The organism is Lacibacter sp., from assembly GCF_035299325.1.
Classification (GTDB): Bacteria; Bacteroidota; Bacteroidia; order Chitinophagales; family Chitinophagaceae; genus Lacibacter.
Genome location: NZ_DATGWT010000002.1, coordinates 116,352 through 135,695, shown reverse-complemented (window position 1 = coordinate 135,695; position 19,344 = coordinate 116,352). Strand labels below are relative to the sequence as shown.

Annotated in this window: 10 protein-coding genes; 2 read left to right on the top strand and 8 right to left on the bottom strand. The window is 41.2% G+C overall.

What is annotated here, in order from left to right:
- Positions 1 to 45: 45 nt before the first annotated feature.
- The 4 genes from VK159_RS01410 to VK159_RS01395 are packed head-to-tail and all read right to left on the bottom strand — an operon-like array spanning position 46 to position 6,833.
- A complete protein-coding gene (locus VK159_RS01410; protein WP_324228348.1) occupies positions 46 to 1,098 on the bottom strand; it encodes a glycoside hydrolase family 53 protein in 1,053 nt (350 codons plus the stop codon).
- Between the two features lie 5 nt (positions 1,099 to 1,103).
- Positions 1,104 to 2,168 carry a SusE domain-containing protein gene (locus VK159_RS01405; RefSeq protein ID WP_324228347.1) on the bottom strand — a complete coding sequence of 355 codons (1,065 nt, stop codon included), beginning with the start codon at positions 2,166 to 2,168 and terminating at the stop codon, positions 1,104 to 1,106.
- 26 nt (positions 2,169 to 2,194) lie between these two features.
- Entirely contained in the window at positions 2,195 to 3,805 is a 1,611-nt protein-coding gene (locus VK159_RS01400; RefSeq protein ID WP_324228346.1) for a RagB/SusD family nutrient uptake outer membrane protein, read from the bottom strand.
- A 34-nt stretch (positions 3,806 to 3,839) separates the two neighbouring features.
- On the bottom strand, positions 3,840 to 6,833 hold the full coding sequence (locus tag VK159_RS01395) for a TonB-dependent receptor (RefSeq protein WP_324228345.1): 2,994 nt from the start codon (positions 6,831 to 6,833) through the stop codon (positions 3,840 to 3,842).
- A gap of 194 nt (positions 6,834 to 7,027) precedes the next feature.
- On the opposite strand from VK159_RS01395, the gene VK159_RS01390 reads away from it, so the two are divergent.
- Both VK159_RS01390 and VK159_RS01385 read left to right on the top strand, forming a co-directional pair.
- Positions 7,028 to 11,182 (top strand): two-component regulator propeller domain-containing protein, encoded by a 4,155-nt coding sequence (locus VK159_RS01390; RefSeq protein ID WP_324228344.1) that lies wholly within the window; start codon positions 7,028 to 7,030, stop codon positions 11,180 to 11,182.
- A gap of 199 nt (positions 11,183 to 11,381) precedes the next feature.
- Entirely contained in the window at positions 11,382 to 12,170 is a 789-nt protein-coding gene (locus VK159_RS01385) for a GDSL-type esterase/lipase family protein (protein ID WP_324228343.1), read from the top strand.
- Positions 12,171 to 12,261: 91 nt separating this feature from the next.
- Here the strand turns inward: VK159_RS01385 and uxuA are convergent, their stop codons facing one another.
- The 4 genes from uxuA to VK159_RS01365 all read right to left on the bottom strand — a co-directional run bounded on the left by uxuA (position 12,262) and on the right by VK159_RS01365 (position 19,322).
- Positions 12,262 to 13,440 (bottom strand): mannonate dehydratase, encoded by a 1,179-nt coding sequence (gene uxuA, locus VK159_RS01380; RefSeq protein ID WP_324228342.1) that lies wholly within the window; start codon positions 13,438 to 13,440, stop codon positions 12,262 to 12,264.
- Between the two features lie 122 nt (positions 13,441 to 13,562).
- On the bottom strand, positions 13,563 to 15,866 hold the full coding sequence (locus tag VK159_RS01375; RefSeq protein WP_324228341.1) for a GH92 family glycosyl hydrolase: 2,304 nt from the start codon (positions 15,864 to 15,866) through the stop codon (positions 13,563 to 13,565).
- A 23-nt stretch (positions 15,867 to 15,889) separates the two neighbouring features.
- Complete coding sequence (locus VK159_RS01370; protein ID WP_324228340.1) at positions 15,890 to 17,653, bottom strand: hypothetical protein; 1,764 nt, start codon at positions 17,651 to 17,653, stop codon at positions 15,890 to 15,892.
- A 37-nt stretch (positions 17,654 to 17,690) separates the two neighbouring features.
- Positions 17,691 to 19,322: a sodium/sugar symporter gene (locus tag VK159_RS01365; RefSeq protein WP_324228339.1), complete on the bottom strand. Its 1,632-nt coding sequence runs from the start codon at positions 19,320 to 19,322 to the stop codon at positions 17,691 to 17,693.
- Positions 19,323 to 19,344 lie beyond the last annotated feature (22 nt).

The window sequence follows — 19,344 nt, the reverse complement described above, 5'->3', positions numbered from 1 at the left end:
CTTCTAATGCCGGTAACGGCACATAATATCTGTTTTTAGGGAACCTTAATTTTTAAATGCATCCATGGCAACCGTTGGTTTACCGCTGTTATCAAAAGCTCCGAGTGTATACCCTTTCCATCCGCCATACGATTGCGGCTCCCAGTACAACACACCCAACCCTTTCTTATTGGTTACTGATTTTACTTTAGCAATCAGATCAGTGATGAATAATTTACAATCGGGCGCACTATCCCAAGGCATGCCTACTTCCACCACCATCACTTCTTTATTGTAAAGTGCAACCATATCATTCATATTGTTAAGGCATTGTTGATTGGCACTTGCCCAGCCTGCTGCAACATAAGAAGGATATAACGACATACCGATCACATCAAACTTTGCACCGTTGCTGATGAGCCCGCCAATGTTCCAGCGGAACAAACTATTATCCCAACCATTAGATACATGCACGATCACTTTTGCAGAGGCAAAAACTGCTTTCACAGCATCGTAACCTGCAGTTACCAATTGTGCATAATTGCTCATACTTGTTGATGCTCTCCCTTCGGGCCACAACATGCCGTTATTTGTTTCGTTACCAACCTGCACCCACTCCGGCGTAACACCTGCATTTTTTAATTGCGTCAACACATCAGTCGTATGCAATGCCAATGCATTTTTCAGTTCGGTAAAATTCATTGTTGACCAGGCTGCAGGTTTTGTTTGTTTACCGGGATCGGCCCAAGAATCGCTGTAATGAAAATCGATCATCAAACGCATGCCAAGATTTTTTGCACGCACTGCTTTTGCTACAACATCCGCTGCATTGTTCCAGGATGGACTTGGATTTACCCACACACGCAAACGGATGGTATTCATACCGAGTGATTTCATCAAAGCAATACCTTCTGTTTCCACACCTGCTGCATTATAAAACTTTTTACCTGCTGCTTCCATTTCAGTAAGCCAACCCAGATCCGCTCCTTTTGCAAAATCTGTTTGTACAACGGGAGGATCGGGTGTGGGAGTTGGTTCTACCGTTTTCTTTTTCTGACAACCACCTGTTGCAACAATAGCAAAGATGTACAGTACAGTGATGACAGTTATTTTACGCATATGTGTTATTGAATTTTAAAGGTATAACTTCCGTTACCGCCACTCATATCCAGTATAACAGTATAGGTACCTGCTCCCGGTACTGGTATATTATTTCCTGCCCATGTTGGTGGACCGGCATAAATGAGTTTACCATCGTTATTTACTTTATAGCTAATGTTGTAATTACCATTACTGGTAAAAACAAAAACATCGCCTGCATTAAAAGTCACACTCGTTGCTACCCATTGGTGAGTGCTGGCATTATATGTCATTGGTGTTGCGGATGTACTCCAGCCGTTATGATTTCCTGAAAGAAAGAATTGTACAGGTTCAAAGTTTACTGTTCCGGTGTTGATATCCGCATTTACTTTCATATAATTTGGAGAGGGCGTAAACCAAAGATTACCGGCCGAACCTGCTGTCATTGTGGTTTGGCTTCCACCCCAACCATATTGCACTCCTGTACTCTGCACCTGAAGCTTTAAGCCGTCTCCTCCCCAACCATCGGCATTCGGAAAGTACACATAGCCTTCGTACTTGCTATCATAGTTCGGCGATGTAAGTACATATCCTTTTGTTCTGGTTGAAGGTGTAACCCAACTATTACCGCCCCGCACCAACAATGCAGGAAACTCTACCTGATAAGTGGTAATGGTAAGTTTCGAAACGAGCGAATAGATAAATACCGAATCGCTCAGGAACGTTTTGATACGGATATTAATTGCACCTGCGCTTCCTTGTGCAAGACCAAGGCCTATGGCCATTTCGTTCAATTGACTACCGAGGAAACTTAACCGGTTGTTTGCTCCCGTACTTATTGATACGGCGCTGCTGAATGTATTTTCTGCATTCACCAACTCAACAGTATAGTTCATAGCAGCTTTAAAATCAAAGTCAGCTTTTGTCCAGCTAATGCTCAGTACCGTATCTGTTGCAGTAGCAGCGGAAAGAACCAGCGCAGATTTTGACAACGTAACCACCGGTGCAATGCCATCTCCTTTCACTGTTTGATTAATTTCTTTTTTACATGCAAGCAATATCAAACTGAAGATGAGTATTGCTGTTACATTATTTATAATTTGTTTCATCTTTTTCGTTTTAGTTTGACGTAATCTTAATAACCGGTATTCTGTTTCAAATTAGGATTCGATGACAGATCAGTAGCTGGTATTGGGAAGATATTGTATTTAGGATCGGCTGCACGACCTGCTGCCACTCCACCTTTCCATGCCCACAGATAAGAAGCAGTTGTGAATTTATCAAAGCGGATCAGATCAGTTCTTCTGTGTGCTTCGTAATACAATTCACGGCCACGTTCATTCAAAATAAAATCAAGTGTAAGACCACTTGCAGTGATGTTACCTGCGTTGCTTCCGTTGTATGCACGTGTACGCAGTTGATTGATGTAGGTTAATGCCTGCGCACTGCTGCCACCTGTTCCACCTCTTAACACAGCTTCTGCATAGATCAAATAAATTTCACCCAAACGGAATAATGGAAAATCAATATCTGTCCAGTTACCATTTGGATCTGCATTCGGTGCAGGTGCACCGGTTCTTGTTTTATTTCTGTATTTGAAAGATGAATAACCATCCGTACCAACATAGAGATCGGCCATGGTTTTATTCTGTCCTGTTGTATAAAACTGTGCACGTGTATCGGTATTACCGGATGCATCAGGAAACAGATCAACAAACTGTTGTGTATGTCGTAAGCCACCCCAGTTACCGCTTGTGCCCGAAATGCTTCCCGGTACTGCAGCAGGGCCATGTGCTAAGTAAGTTGTACCGCCCCAGTTTTGTGTATAGCGGGCATCGTAGTTGATGGTGAAAATATTTTCATCTGTATTCAAATGATTATCGGCAATAGTTAAGTTGCGATAAGTTGGATGCAATGTGTAACCGGCCTGTATGATCTTCTGGCAATTAGCAATGGCTTCTGTATTTTTTTCTGTTCCTGTGTACACTTTTGCATTCAAGTACAAACGTGCAAGCAATGCCCATGCAGCAGCTTTATCGGCACGGCCATATTCATTTGTTTTTGCAGCGGCCAGTTCCGGTTCAATTGCTTTTAATTCAGATTCGATGTAGGTGAATAATTCTGCACGACTGATTTGTTTTGGCAAACCTGTTGCAATCGGTGCATTCTCATCAACAAACGGAGGACTTGCAAACAAATCCATCAACACCCAGTATTGATAAGCACGGAGAAAGCGGGCTTCTGCTCTGTATTTTTTTATTTCTGCAGCATCATTTCCTTTAAATCCACGTTCACTTATTTTACTGTCGTTTGATTGACGGATAAAATCGTTACAAACTGTGATTTGAAAAAACGAGCGGTAATACAATCCTGCAATAATGGGATTACTCGATGCCCAGCTCATTTCTTTCAAACCTCGTACACCGGCATCATTCTGCCATGTCCATGCAGCTTCGTCGGTTGTTAACTCCTGCAGGTTCCAGTAAAGACGAAGAAAATCAGAGTTACCTTCATCCGCAATGATTTGTGGCGACACATCGGGTGAACCCCCGCCACCCGAGTTACCGGTGAGTGCAAATGAACCATAAGCTTTCGCCAAGGCCTGTTTGTAACCGAGTGCAGTGGCATACACTGCATCAGCCGTAATATCATTTACCGGAACAAGATCAAGTTTTTTAATACAGCCAGTGAACACACTCACTGTTGTAATGAGCAGCACTGCTGTTTTAAGAAGATGTTGTTGCATACAATTTATTTTCAGTTGTTACTTTTCGATGAGATTAAAAATTAAGATTAAGACCCAATGTGAAAATGCGTGGGCGTGGATAGAGGTTATTATCAACACCGGAGCTTACTTCAGGATCAAGACCTTTGTACTTTGTTAATACAAATACATTCTGTACAGATGCATTCAAACGAAGTGTAGCTTTCTTACGCAGAATTGATCCTGCATCGTAACCAAACGTAAGATTATCCATACGCAGGAAAGAAGCATTCTGAATGTAATAATCGCTCAACAGGTTATTACTGTTACCATTAAACTTTGTTTCGAGATAATTAGCAGATGCATTGTACAATACATAGTTGCCGAGTATCTGCAACTGGTTACCTGCATTACTGTACACGTTATTGTAAACATAGTTACCAATGCTGCTTCTTAATACGAAGCCCGCTGAAAAACGTTTGTAACTGACATTGGTGCTAAAGCCCATGAACAGATCGGGTACTGCACTTTTTGTTTTTGTAAGATCATCCTGGTTAATGATGCCATCTTCATTCACATCAACAAATACATTTTCCAGCGGTTTACCATCCTTGTCATATACCTGCTGATAAAGATTAAAGGTGTTTCGACTGTAACCAACTTGTTGTATTTGTGAAAAACCACCACCAATACCACCTGCAATACCGCCCGCCTGTATGCCACGGTAGGTAGCATCTTTCGGAACTACAGTTAAGTTAGTGATCTCGTTTTTATTGAACGTAACATTAAATCCTGCATCCCAATTCCATGTACTTGATTTTACAGGTTCTGTATTGATGTTAAACTCCACACCTTTGTTTTCCATACTGCCTACGTTGGCAATAAAGAACGCAGAAAAATTTGTCCCGGCCGGTTGTGGAATACTGTTCAACAGATCGGTTGTTTTTTTATGGTAGACATCAATGCTACCGGTAATACGGTTGTTGTAGAAACCATAGTCCAAACCAATGTTGGCTGTTGTTGTTTCTTCCCATTTAATATTTGGGTTGTAAGCACCGGGGCGATACATCTGGTAATACTCGTTACCAAACTGGTAAGTAGCATTGGGTGAACTGAGGCCGTAAAACGAAAGGAAATCATAGTTATTGATCCCGTCCTGTTGACCTGTTACACCATAACCGATCCGCAGCTTTAAATCAGAAAACACTTTGCTTGTTGTAAGAAATTTCTCATCCATCACTTTCCATGCAAATGCAACCGATGGGAACATACCCCATTTGTTATCGCCTGCAAAACGGCTTGAACCATCACGACGCAGAGTTGCAGTTAAGAGATACTTATCATTGTAGGTATAATTCAATCGACCAAAGAAAGAAACCAATGTATTCTCCGGTTTATCAAATGCAAATGCAGGATCGGAGTTCGGATATTTTACACCTTGTGCATTGTAGCTGGCATAGAAATAATTGGTTGCAAGAAAATTATTGTACGAATAACCAGCAGTTACATCTACTCTGCTTTTGATCTTGCTGAAAAGCTTATTGTAGTTAAGATAAAAATCAAAAACAGTATTTGTGCGTTGTTGTCTGTACTTATTATTTTCTCCACCAACACCACCTGGTGCATAAGCAGAAGCAGCACTGTCCGACACGAACGTTGTACCTCTTCCTTCCGATACATCATAACCCATATTCAGGTTTGCTCTCAGTTCAGGAAGAAAATGAAACTTATAATCGAGTTGCAGGTTACCGATACTTCTGTATGGATTACTTCTGTTTACTGTTTGATTGAGCAAACCAAGAGGATTACGCCCAACAAGATTTACCAAACCGGTAGCCGTAGCAGCAGAGCGCCATTCATAGTAACCGCCAAAGCGGTTATCATACTCCTCAGAATAAACAGGCTGTGTTGGATCGAAGCTGATAGCACCACCTATAGCACCTGTGTTTGCAAAACGAGTTTGCTGTGCACTTCCTTTTATATTAAGATCAACTTTTAAATGGTTGTTGAAGAAAGAAGGATTCAATGCAAGTACTATTGATGTACGTTGTAAATTATCTGTACGCAACACGCCGTTCTGATTGGTGTAACCAAATGAAACCCGGTACGGTAATTTTTTAAGTCCGCCGCTGATGGTAAGATTATTATCTGTTGCCAGTACTGTTTGATAGATCTCATCCTGCCAATCCGTATTGGCGGTACCCAGCATAGCCCTTTGTGCAAGTGTTCCTTTTGCATTCACGATTTCACGAAATTCATCGGCACTTAACACATCTACTTTATTTGCAACAGTTGACGCAGAAACTGATGTACTGAAATTCATACGCAATTTTCCGCCAGTTCCTTTCTTCGTTGTAATTAAGATAACACCATTCGATGCTCTTGTGCCATAAATGGCGGCAGCCGATGCATCTTTCAACACCGTGAAGGATTCAATATCATTAGGATTGATAAAACTCAACGGATTACCTGCACCGGAAATACCACCAGCAGCAAGCGGCACACCATCAATCACGATCAACGGATCATTACTGGCACGGATAGACGAACCACCTCTGATGCGGATGGTACTTCCCGAACCGGGTTGACCACCATTCGATATCACGGAGACGCCGGGTAATTTACCGGCGATCATTTGTTCGGGTGTGGAGATTTGTCCTTTTTGAAAATCCTTTGATGAAACAGTAGCGACCGATCCGGTAAGATCTCTTTTTCTGGTACTACCGTAACCAACAACCACAACTTCGTTAAGGTTACCCGCAGCTGTAACAAGTGCGATCGATAAGCTGGAGCCGGCGCCAACTGTTTGTTCAATCGTATTATAACCAACCGAACTGAAAACAACCACATCGCCGGTATTAATATTACTGAGGCTAAAACCACCATCGGTTGCAGTGGTTGTAGCATTTTGTTTGCCTTTTACCGCAACGGTAACGCCGGCTAACGGATTCCCTGTTCCGTCTGTTACTTTACCGGTAACGGTGCGTGCCTGTGCAAAAATGAGTTGATTTACTAAGAGCAGGAGAATTACGAGGCCATACCGGCCCAATCGTTTTTTCAATTTCATCATACAGCAGTTTTGTTTTAAAAAATCTATGGCTTGCTTAAGAAACCAAATCTAACCCACCTGCTGCGCAGGCTTTTATCCCAGCAATCCGAAATTTGTTTCTATTCGTCTTTCTTTTATAGCCTGTGTTTTTGAAACAATCTTTTGTGCTAACTTGACCGGAAACGATTACTTTTCAACTGCATTCTTCTTTCGCCATGTGTTTACCGTCCATTTTTTTGCGCATCAGTTGTTTGATCTCTACCTGCTTTCTATCTATTTATAGTGTTGCACAAACACCTGCCATCAACTTTCGCCATATTAAAAGTGAAAACGGACTATCAAACAGTACGATTGAAACAATTCTGCAGGACAACCGTGGATTTCTCTGGTTTGGAACAAGAGATGGATTGAACCGGTACGACGGTTCGCAGATGATCGTTTACCGAAACAGCAGCACCGATAGCAGCAGCATCAGTGATAATTATATTACCAGCCTTTACGAAGACAAGCAACATCGCCTCTGGGTGGGTACGATCAATGGCCTCAACATATTTGATCCGAAGCTGAACCGTTTTTTGCGGTTAAAGCAAAAGCGGAACGATGCAACAAGCATCAGCCACAATCACATTTCGGTAATTTATGGAGATACCAAGGGCGGCATCTGGATTGGCACAACTGGCGGCGGAGCAAACAAGTATCAACCGGAAACAAAAAGCTTCAAGCGGATTGCCTGCCAGAAAACTGCAAACGGTCTGGTAACAGAATTAAACATTTATACTTTTTTTGAAGATAGCCGGGGCAATCTGTGGGCCGGTACGGAAAGTGGTCTTTATATATATAATAAAAGGAGTGACGCATTTTTAGCAATCGACCCGCAACCGGTTCAAACAGGTAAACAAGGCATACGTTCTATTGCCGAAGATTTGCAGGGAAGGTTACTGTTAGGCACGGAGTATCATGGATTAATCATTATGCATCCAACGCAGGGCATTGTTCAACATTATCTCCATAAGGCTGCCGATCCATCATCCATCAGAAGCAATATGCTGCGATCGGTTTCTGTAAGTAAAAATGGGGAAACGTGGATTGGTTGTGTAAATGGCGGACTTGATAAGTTTGATGCCGCAACCGGAACTTTTTATAATTATCAATATGAACCCGATAACCCTAACAGCTTAAGCCAGCGAACTGTTTCTGCATTTTATCAGGACAAACAAGGCAATTTATGGATTGGTACACACAGGGGTGGCATTAATTTATATACACCGGGTTCGGAAAAATTTAATCTATACCGACAAAAGCCTTACAAAAACAGTTTAAGTTATAACGATGTAAAAGCATTTTGTGAAGACAGGCTTGGAAACATCTGGATAGGCACCGATGGAGGTGGTTTGAATTTATTTAATCGTAAGCAAAACAGTTTTACACATTTCAAACATGATCCATTTAATCCATCCACGCTTGGTTCAAACGAAGTGCTGGACATAACGGAAGATAGAGATGGTAATTTATGGATCGCTACATGGGGTGGCGGATTGGGGTTGTATAACAGAACTGCAAATAATTTCACCCGGTTTAATAGTGCTGATAAAAGATCAGGCATTCTTACTTCCGACTTTATCCAATGCATATTTGAAGATAAAAACGGTAACCTGTTTATTGGTACATATTTTGGCGGGCTGCATCTGTTCGACAAAAAAAGCCAAAAATTCTCACCTGTTCAAAAAAGTAAAACCGGTGCTACCTCTATAATTGGTAACAATATCATTTCAATTATACAAGATGCAGAAGGCAATATATGGATTGGTACAGATGATGGTGGATTGAATAAACTGAATGCTGTAACCGGAGAGTTTGAACATTATTTTCACCAGGATGATAAGAAACCAGATCTACGTGTACTGTTTACCGATAGTAAAGGCAATTTGTGGGCAGGACAAGCAGGCTTGTATTTGTATGACAAAAATGCAAACCGCTTTTCTGTTTTTACTGAAGCAGACGGGTTAGCTTCTGTATTCATTAAAGGAATTGTGGAAGATGAAAACGGGCGCTTGTGGATCTCTACTTCCAATGGATTAAAACAACTTGATCCGAAAACAAAAACAGTACGAACGTACAATACAGGTGATGGCTTGCAGGATATGGAATTTGAAGCCAATGCCTACATGAAAACAAGAGATGGGCAAATTTATTTTGGTGGCGTAAATGGCTTCAACAGTTTTTATCCGAATGATATTTCTGTAAATACATTTGTGCCGCCGGTGTTTGTTACCGATTTACAAGTACACAACAAACCTGTCATCGGTGGTAATAACGAATTACTTGATCAGGATATCAGCTTTACCGATAAACTGAAACTCAGTTACAAGCAAGCCACTTTCTCTTTGGGCTTTGCTGCATTAAATTATGTGGCTTCCGAAAACAATCGCTTTGTATATAAACTGGAGAATTGGGATAACGATTGGATAATTGCAGGTATTGAACAGCGGGCATCGTATACCAATGTAAGTCCGGGTACTTATACATTTACTGTAAAAGCATCCAACAACGATGGTGTGTGGAATGAAAAAGGCTATAGTATCCAGGTGATCATTACCCCACCCTTTTGGGCAACCTGGTGGTTCAGGTTACTGGTGATAGCAGCCCTAGTTGCTGCTGGCATTTACATCTATCGTATTCGCAGAAAAATTCAGTTGCAACGGTACGAAGAAGAAAAGAAAGAAGAAATCCACCAGATGCAATTACAGTTCTTTACCAATATCTCCCATGAATTCCGGACACCGTTATCGCTGATTACCGGCCCCGTTGAAAAATTATTAAAGGAAGATGCCAGCTCTACGAATAACCACATGTACCGGGTGATTCAACGCAACGCCAATCGTTTACTGCAACTGATCAACGAACTGATGGATTTCAGAAAAGCAGAATCGGGTGTATTGAAATTACAGGTAATGCCTGGGAATATTCCGCTGTTCATTGATGAAATTGCAGAAGAGTTCAGCGAACTCGCCATACAGAAAAATATATCCTTCACCGTTTCCGGCACAACAGATTTCAATGCTGTATGGTTCGACAGGCAAGTATTGGAAAAGATCATCATCAACCTGCTGAGTAATTCGTTCAAGTACACGCAGGACTATGGAAAGATCGAATTGCAGGTGCTGGATTCGTTAGAGAAGTTTCAACCGAAGTTTGAAAATGAGTTACTGATCAAACATAACCATTCAACTGAACCATTTATTTACTTCCTTATTGCAGATAACGGCACCGGTATTTCAAAAGAATCAATACCGCATTTGTTTGAACGTTACTATCGTGTATCGGACACACATCTTGGATCGGGCATTGGCTTAGCACTCATTAAAACACTTACACAACTGCACAAGGGAAATATTTCTGTTTACAGTGAATATAACAAGGGTACTGAAATCATCATTGCTATTCCTGTAAATAAAAAAGCCTACGGAAAGAAAGAACAGTGGATGAAGAATACGGAATCGCCTGTGCGACTGGAAAGCTTAGCTACACAACCAATCTTACCAACAGCAGTTGAAGCAAGCACAGTATCTCCAACCGATAAAGAAAGTAATACATCGAAAGAATATCTGGTACTCGTTGCAGATGATCATGCAGAGTTACGCTCGTTCCTGAAAGAATCACTAGAACAACAATACAAGATCATTGAAGCAGCCGATGGAAAAGAGGCGATGGAAAAAACACTGGAGCATTTCCCCGATCTTATCATCAGCGATATTATGATGCCGGTGATGGATGGTATTGACTATTGCCGGCTCGCCAAAACAACTGTTGAAACGGCGCATATCCCGTTCATTTTATTAACCGCAAAAGATGGATTGGAATCACGCATTGAAGGAACGGAGACCGGTGCTGATTATTATTTTTCAAAACCGCTAAGTATTGATCTGCTGCAATTGACCATGCGGAACATTTTTGCACAAAAGGAGAAACTAAAGGAACACTATCGCAAAGATCAATATGCTGAAGTAAAAGAGCTGGCACATTCCTCGAAGGACAAACAATTTCTGGAGGAGCTGCTTGCTATTATTGAAAAGAATCTGCCGAATCCTGAAATGGATATTGATTTTGTATGCACCGAAATTGGTATGAGCCGGACGAAACTTTATAATAAAATCAAAAGTATAACGGGCCAACCTATTGGAGATTTCATCCGAACAATCCGTTTGCGAAAAGCAGCTCTATTGATGACGCAGGGCGAACATTCAATTACAGATATCATGTACAGCGTGGGCATTCAAACGCAATCTTATTTCTCAAAAGCCTTTAAGCAGGAATTTGGCAAATCACCAACGCAATATTTGAAAGAAATAGAGGCTAACGCTAAATCTTAGAAATCTAACATTCAAAAGTATATACTGGCTGCTGCAAAGAAAGCGGTCAGAAATTCACGTTTTTACTGTTTCAAGCTGCTTCTTTTCTAAAAATGATGAATAAGAACAAAACTATGAATGCAGAGATAAGTGGTTCGAGAGCCGTCGCTTTACATTTAAGCTCACAAACGGTTACTTAACTTATAAAATTTCTTACATCATGTTCAGGTATCTTACATCCGAAGTCGTTTTGCATTTGAAGTATGCACGCAAACAGCCAGCATTAAATCATTTCAATTTATGGCTGTTGTTGGCCTTCTTAACTTACGGTTGCCAAAAAACAAGCAGCGGACCTACAAGAGAAGGATTGGATACACTATATCCGTCGGCAACTACAGTAATACAGCATCACAATAATGAATGGTCGAGGAATAACTATATTGTTAGAATTAATTCTTTCAGGAATAACCCATTGAAGTCTGGCGAAATTGTGTTTATAGGTAATAGCTTAACTGAACAGGGCGGAGACTGGGGTGTGAAATTCGGTCTGAACGGTATCCGTAACAGAGGCATCGCCGGCGATGTAACAGATGGTGTATTAATGCGGCTCCAGGAGATTATTTATTACAAACCGAAGGCGGTGTTTCTTCTCATTGGCGTTAATGACATTTATAATTTACAAGGTGGAGGAGGAATTACATCTGCAGACTATATAGCAAATAATATTCTGAAGATTACGAAAAAAATAAAAGCCGGATCGCCTTCAACACGAATTTATGTACAAACAATTCTACCCGCTACTGCCGAAATACAAATGAATACCCAGCTCATCAATACCATGATCAAACGCAACGGAGAAGCTGGCATTTATACTACCATTGATCTTCATGCAGCATTTACAAACAGCCAAGGACTTATGCGGCAGGATTTAACAACCGATGGCCTCCACCTCAACGATCGTGGTTACAAAGTGTGGGTAGACGTGATTGATCCATTTGTAAGGCAGTAAAAAAGTAACGGGAGTTATTGGAGAGGAACGATCGTTAATGGACACGATCGTTCCTCAAAGAATTGCGTGAACAGCATTCTTTCTCATTGAATCAGACAGCACGGGCAATACCTAATTCTAACCCACGCAATTCAGCCAATCCCCTCAAGCGACCGATAGCACTATAACCGGGATTAGTTTTTTTGCTGAGATCATCAAGCATTTGATGACCATGGTCAGGACGAACAACTATGCGCCTGTTTTCTTTTTTCATGAGCAACACCACTTCTTTCATCACCGCATACATATCTACATTTCCTTCGAGATGATTGGCTTCATAAAAATCACCATCCGCATTTCGTTGCGTACTGCGTAAGTGTAAGAAATGAATACGGCTGCCCAAACGTTTCACCATACCGGGCAGATCATTGTCTGCACGCACACCAAAACTACCGGTGCAGAAGCACAAGCCATTTGCAGGTGATGGAACAGCAGCAATGAGATCATTGATATCTGCTTCTGTACTTACCACTCTTGGTAAGCCAAAAATCGGATGTGGCGGATCATCGGGATGGATCACCAATTGCACACCCGCTTCTTCTGCAACCGGAGTTACCTGTTGCAGAAAATAAATTAAATGTTGTTTGAGTTTTGTTGCATCAATTGTATCATAAGCAGATAATGCATTTGCAAAATCAGCAACAGTAAAACTTTCTTCACTGCCTGGCAAACCTGCAATGATGGTGCGGATAAGCGACTGCTTTTCATCTTCCGTCATTGTTTGCAATCTTGCTTTCGCTTTCTCCAATTCAGTTGCAGTGTATTCATCTGCTGCTCCTTTTCGTTCGAGAATAAATACATCAAAAGCAATGTATGCAGCACGTTCAAAACGTAAAGCTTTACTGCCGTCAGGCATCGTGTAATAAAGATCAGTTCGTGTCCAATCAAGAACAGGCATGAAATTATACGTTACTACCTTGATACCGCATGCACCAAGATTACGTATAGACAGTTTATAATTTTCAATATACTGTTCAAAGCCTGTTGATTGACGACGGATAGCTTCATGCACCGGAACACTTTCAACCACATCCCATGTTAAACCGGCAGCTTCCACTTCTGCAATACGTTTTTTAATTTCTTCTACTGTCCACACTTCACCATTGGGAATATGATGCAGTGCTGTTACAACACCACTGCAACCTGATTGTGCAATATCTGAAAGTGATACCGGATCGTTTGGGCCGTACCAACGCATTGTTTCAATTAAGCCTGCTGATTTCTGATTCATAATAAATGATCGTTCGTTATTGGTTGACTGCTTTCACTTTTGCTGGAAAAGCAGAGATGCCAACGAAATTACTGCGTTCCAGTATTGCAACATTTATTTTTCTGATTGCATTTGAAGAATTTTTAGTTCTTTAAACCAGTTGAGCGATTTAAGGAAGAAGAACCCCATTGTGTTGGCTGATCGGTTAACCACAGTTCTAATTTACCACCTTGCATGATCATGGAGTAAGTGATGAAATTTTTATTGTATGGTTGTCCGTTCCATTTCACCTGCCGAATATAAATAGCCGTTGCAGATGTTTTATGTGTAAGAAGTTCAAATACTTTATTGCCTTGCAACTTCATGGTTACTTTATCAAACAACGGAGAACTTAATTGGTAGTTGTTTGAAACCGGATCAACCGGATAAAAACCCATGGCAGCAAATACATACCATGCACTCATTTGTCCTGCATCATCGTTACCACTTAATCCTCCTGCACCATCGCTGTATTCTTCGGCCAAAATAGCTCGCACATACTTTTGTGTTTTCCAAGGTGACGAAGTATAGTTGTATAGAAAAGGGATCTGGTGCCCCGGTTCATTGCCATGCCAGTATTCATTCTTGCTGAACAAACTATCTAATGCATTTTCAAAATTCTTTGTGCCGCCCATCAGCTTTGCCAAACCGGGAATATCCTGCGGAACATAAAATGTATATTGTCTTGGCGTGCCTTCGGTGATATAGGATTCACGTTTATCTGCATTGAACGATGCAAACCATGAACCGTCGGTATTTCTTCCACGCATCATACCAACAGCGGGATCAAATACATTTCTATAATTGAGTGAACGTTGTTGCAGCTGTTTATGATCTTCTGTTTTATTCAATTCCTTTGCTACACCCGACAATGCATAATCATCAAATGCATATTCCAGCGTGCGGCTCACCTGTTCTTTTTTATGAAAAGCTTCCTGCACACTGTCTTCCATTGGTATATAGCCATACTTAAGATAACTAGTCAAGGCTCTTCGTCCCATTCCATTCTTATATGCTGCAAAACTTGCCGGTGTTTCAAATGCATTCTTCCGCATCAATGCATAGGCTGCATGAACATCATAATTACGAATGCCTTTATTATAGGCCGATGCAATAAATGCTGTTACATGATCGCCGATCATGGCTGCCGTATAACTGTTCCAGCAAGGAAAAATCGGCAACCAACCTCCCTGCTCACCTTTCAAGATCAACGAACGGACAAAATCATTCGTCATGTTTGGATGTAAAATTTCCATCAAGGGTAATTGTGCACGATAGATATCCCACATCGAAAAATCATCGTAGTAATTACCATTCATTTTCTTTAGCTGGGTATTTCCTGCAAATGAAGGATAAGTGCCATCCACATCGCTGAACAAACGAGGATGTTGCATGGAATGGTACATGGCTGTGTAAAAGATGCGTTTGTCTTTTTCATTGTTCGTCTGCACCTGTACCTGAGACAATGCTTTCTCCCAATGCTTTGCTGAAGCAGCACGAACAACATCAAAACTTTTTACACCAACTTCTGCTGTTAAATTTTTCTTTGCTGCTGCAAGACTGCTGAACGATGTACCGATACGCAACAACAACTGCTCGCCTTTCTTTAATCGAAAACCAGCGAATGCACCTGCATCTTTCTTTTGCAACACACTATCGTTTTCAAAAACTGTTGCTCCTGTAAATATTCCCCGTTTTGTAAATCGCTTTTCAATCCTTATATAAAACCAACCGCTGAAACCTGTTGGTTCGCCCCAACCCTGGTAAATACGATGCGTAGGATTATACCCCCATATTTCTCCTTTTGCTGCATCTACTTTTACAAAGCCTTTTGCATAATCACTGTTGGGCGTAACAAGTATGTACAAGCTATCATCCTGCTGCATGGTAAATTGCATCATACCGCATCGAAGCGTAGAAGTAAGTTCTGTTATTACTGCACCTGCCTTCAGTTTGTAATAAGCAGGCGAAGTAATTTCATCTTTATGCGAAAAACGTACAGCATATTCTTTCGCCACTGTTTTTAACGTGCCTGTAACCGGCATTACTGTAAAGCTTCCATAATCCTGTGTGCAGGAACCACTCAACCAATGAGAACCACGAAAACCGGTGAGCAACGAATCTTTATAAAAATAAGGCGGCACACATTTGTTTTCTGTTTGTCTGGTTTGTGCCGTCCACTGTGTCATTGCAAATGGCAGTGTAACGGCAGGTATTGTATTCGCATTTGCTTCTGTACCACCTGCTTCACTATGTTTAACAGCGCTGATGGTTGTTGCAGATGCAGTTCCTGCCAATGGCTGTACATACTGCATTAGATTTTGCGCATGTACACAATGCTGCAGAAGTAATAACGCAACAATGATACAGCAACGTGCTGCCTTAGTATATACCCGATCTCTATCCATCTCTTTGTTCTGAAAATGATTACTTAACTAAACATCAGTTTGTGTTTAAATGGTGTGGTGCCTGTAATGTACACATGCTCCCCTTTTGTACGCAAGGTTCCGAAATGTGTACTGTAACGTTCTCCTTCCAGATTCATTACCTGTTTATGTGTTACAGCACCCGGGCCAAACGTAATCACATCATTGCCGGAGCGATATTCACCTGTACCCTGCTCCAGAAAACTGTTATCGTTTGTATCGGCAGCAGTAACACCGGATAACTGTCCGCCTTCTTTAAAACACAATTCAATCGTAACAGGTACGTCTTTCATTCCTTTTAATTCAAATTCCAGTTCTACGGCACCTCTTGTTTCGGTTAACCGGATAATGGTTTCCAGTGTTTTTACATTACTCACCGGACGGTTACTGAAATCCATCTTGTTCCAGAAACGATCATCAATACTCGGCGATAATTTATAATCGCCATTTGCTTTGCGTTTTTCTTTAGGTAGCGGCTGATAGTAAGGAATTTCCAGTTTCTTCCTCAGCACATAACTATTGCCTTCTTTTCGCAAACCATCGCTGTAGAAATAACCCATGCTGAAAAAGTTCGAAGACAAACGCATATACTTCAAAATGGCATCGCCTTTTCTGTACGAGAAAAAATCAGGAGAGTTGGAACGGCCCGATGCAATGAGCAAGGGCTGATCTGTACCACCAAATAATGTAACCGTTGTGTTCTTTTCTTTTATCCGCAACAGGTGTGAGGTAGAAAATAATTTCTCGTAACGATCGGGAACTCCTTCAGCAGCTGGTAATTGCTGCTGCAATGTTTCATCTTCCAGGAAATAAAATAACGAACGGGTGAGCACATCTTTTTCAAAATCCTTTGTTGCTTCAATATTTTTGCAAATGGCAGCAAACAGTTTGTTTTTTTCATGAACAGCCATGTAACGGTATTGCAGGTAGAACAGTGTACTTGGCTTTGCAGCAGCTTCGTACTGATCCTGTCTTCTCGAATCATTGCGTACCAGATCTCCGTTCGGTTCGATGTAGTACTGGTACATGGAAAGATTTTTACGAACCGGCGCATACAGCGAAGACTTATTCGCCAATCTTGCAATGGTAATAAACGCAGCATTTTCTACACCCGAATAAATACCACTGCGTTCGGGATAATGACCATCCGCATCAATGTACACGCCTTCGCCTAACCAATCGTTAATGCGGTTACTGTATTTTTTATTAGGATCTAAATGATTGATCTGTGCCAGTGCTGCAGAAATAACCCATCGGTGATTTGGTGTATGAATACCACCTGTTGCAAGTCCTTCACCTGCTTTTAATAGAATTTGTTTTAACTGTTGCTGTACCTCCTGCAATTCGCTGCTGTTATCTTTTCGCATAATCGTTGCAGCAGGTCCCAGTATTTCAATGAGGAAGGCTGTATCCGGCGGCGACTCTAAATTTCCAACATTCACTGTTCCATCTTCCGCTTGTGCACTTGCTAAAAATTTAACCAGTATATCGATCTTGTTTACCACTTCTGTATTGTGGTAATAAGCTGAACCTTTTGCACAATAAGCCGCCGTAAGCACTGCAATATCATAAGCAATCATACGGCTGAAACGCAGGCTGCCCGGCTTAACCGTTTCCATTAACTGCGATGCAGTTTTATCATTTGCTGCAAGCAAACGGTTCATCATCTCTGTATCAATAGTTGCAGCAAAATCATTCGCTGTTGCTTTTACAAACAAAGGACTCAATGCCGCCATTGTCCCTATTTTCAAAAAATCATTTCTGTTCATGTTCATTCAAATTTGAAAATGAATAATCAATCAACCATTACCAAAATACGGTATATAATGCTGCCAGTATTCCACAAATAATAACGGAGCCAATGATAAAGCCGGTTGAAACTTTGAACATGGAAGTGTCAACTTCAATTGTGTGCGTATCACCGGGTTTATTTGGTTTCAGCAAGCTCATGCTCACCATCATTGCAACGATCACAAAGAAAGTGATCGTCATACGATCAAGAAAAGGATAATCAGGAAAACGGCCATTCGTCCACACCGGTAAAAATTTTAATACCGTTGACACAGGAATGGTTAACACTGCCCCTGCCAATGCAGCAGCAGCTGTTGTACGTTTCCAGAACATCCCCAACAAGAAAATTGCCAATACACCCGGTGAAAAGAATCCCACATATTCCTGTATGAATTGATAAGCCTGGTCGAGTGATTTTAATGCAGGTGTTACTATAGCTGCAACAACCATCGAAATGATCACTGCCCAACGACCTGTCAACACCAACTTTCGTTCAGATGCTTCTTTGTTGAAATACTTTTTATAAATATCAAGTGAAAAAATAGTGGAGATGCTGTTTGCTTTTCCTGCAAGCGATGCAACAATGGCTGCTGTTAATGCAGCAAAGGCCACACCTTTTAAACCCGCAGGTAATAAATTCATTAATGTTGGATAGGCATGATCAGGTTTGATATTACCTGCGGCATCGGCCATCTCCTGTTGAAACATTCCGTTCTGATGCAACACATACATAGTAATACCGGGCAAAACTGCAATTACAGGAATCAACAGTTTTAAAAATGCGGCAAATAAAATTCCGTGACGTGCAGTTTTTAAATCGGCGCCCAATGCACGTTGAACGATGTATTGATTGCATCCCCAATAAGCTAAATTATTAATGAGCATCCCACCGATCAGCACCGACATGCCGGGCAACTCTTTGTAATGCGGACTTGATTTATCGAAGATCATATGAAAATGTTCCGGCGCTTCCTTGCGCAACACACCTAACGCTTCAAGAATATTTCCATCAAAACCAAACTTATCGGCCAGTAAGGATAATGCAAGATAAGTCGTTACCAATCCACCGATCAATAACACCAATACCTGTATCACATCGGTGTAGCCGATCACTTTCATTCCACCTAATGTAACAATGATGGAGAACACACTCAAGCCAACAATACTCCATTCAAAACTGATGGGTGAAATAGAGGAGATCGCTAATGCACCGAGATAAATAATGGACGTAAGATTTACAAACACATACACCAGCAACCAGAATACCGCCATGATGGTGCTTACCTGGTCGTTATACCGCTTTGCCAAAAACTGCGGCATGGTATAAATTTTATTCTTAAGATAAAGCGGAATCAAAAAAACAGCAACAATGATGAGTGTAGCTGCTGCCATCCATTCGTAGGTAGAGATGGCAAGACCTAATGCAAAACCCGAACCACTCATACCAATAAAATGTTCAGCAGAAATATTAGATGCAATGAGTGAAGCACCAATGGCCCACCAGGTTAACGAACCTTCGGCCAAAAAGAAATCTTTTGAGCTGGCTGTTTTCGATTTCTTCTTATGAAAAATATAATAGCCGTATGCCGATATAGCAATGAAGTAGATAAAGAAAATAATGTAATCGGCAAATTGTAATGTATGCATGAGCAATTTCGTTAACGCTTTC

What these genes read in the sequence shown, in the direction of transcription:
- VK159_RS01410 (WP_324228348.1), bottom strand. Translation starts at nt 1,098, where the DNA reads ATGCGTAAAATAACTGTCATCACTGTACTGTACATCTTTGCTATTGTT.
- VK159_RS01405 (WP_324228347.1), bottom strand. Translation starts at nt 2,168, where the DNA reads ATGAAACAAATTATAAATAATGTAACAGCAATACTCATCTTCAGTTTG.
- VK159_RS01400 (WP_324228346.1), bottom strand. Translation starts at nt 3,805, where the DNA reads ATGCAACAACATCTTCTTAAAACAGCAGTGCTGCTCATTACAACAGTG.
- VK159_RS01395 (WP_324228345.1), bottom strand. Translation starts at nt 6,833, where the DNA reads ATGATGAAATTGAAAAAACGATTGGGCCGGTATGGCCTCGTAATTCTC.
- VK159_RS01390 (WP_324228344.1), top strand. Translation starts at nt 7,028, where the DNA reads ATGTGTTTACCGTCCATTTTTTTGCGCATCAGTTGTTTGATCTCTACC.
- VK159_RS01385 (WP_324228343.1), top strand. Translation starts at nt 11,382, where the DNA reads ATGTTCAGGTATCTTACATCCGAAGTCGTTTTGCATTTGAAGTATGCA.
- uxuA (WP_324228342.1), bottom strand. Translation starts at nt 13,440, where the DNA reads ATGAATCAGAAATCAGCAGGCTTAATTGAAACAATGCGTTGGTACGGC.
- VK159_RS01375 (WP_324228341.1), bottom strand. Translation starts at nt 15,866, where the DNA reads ATGGATAGAGATCGGGTATATACTAAGGCAGCACGTTGCTGTATCATT.
- VK159_RS01370 (WP_324228340.1), bottom strand. Translation starts at nt 17,653, where the DNA reads ATGAACAGAAATGATTTTTTGAAAATAGGGACAATGGCGGCATTGAGT.
- VK159_RS01365 (WP_324228339.1), bottom strand. Translation starts at nt 19,322, where the DNA reads ATGCATACATTACAATTTGCCGATTACATTATTTTCTTTATCTACTTC.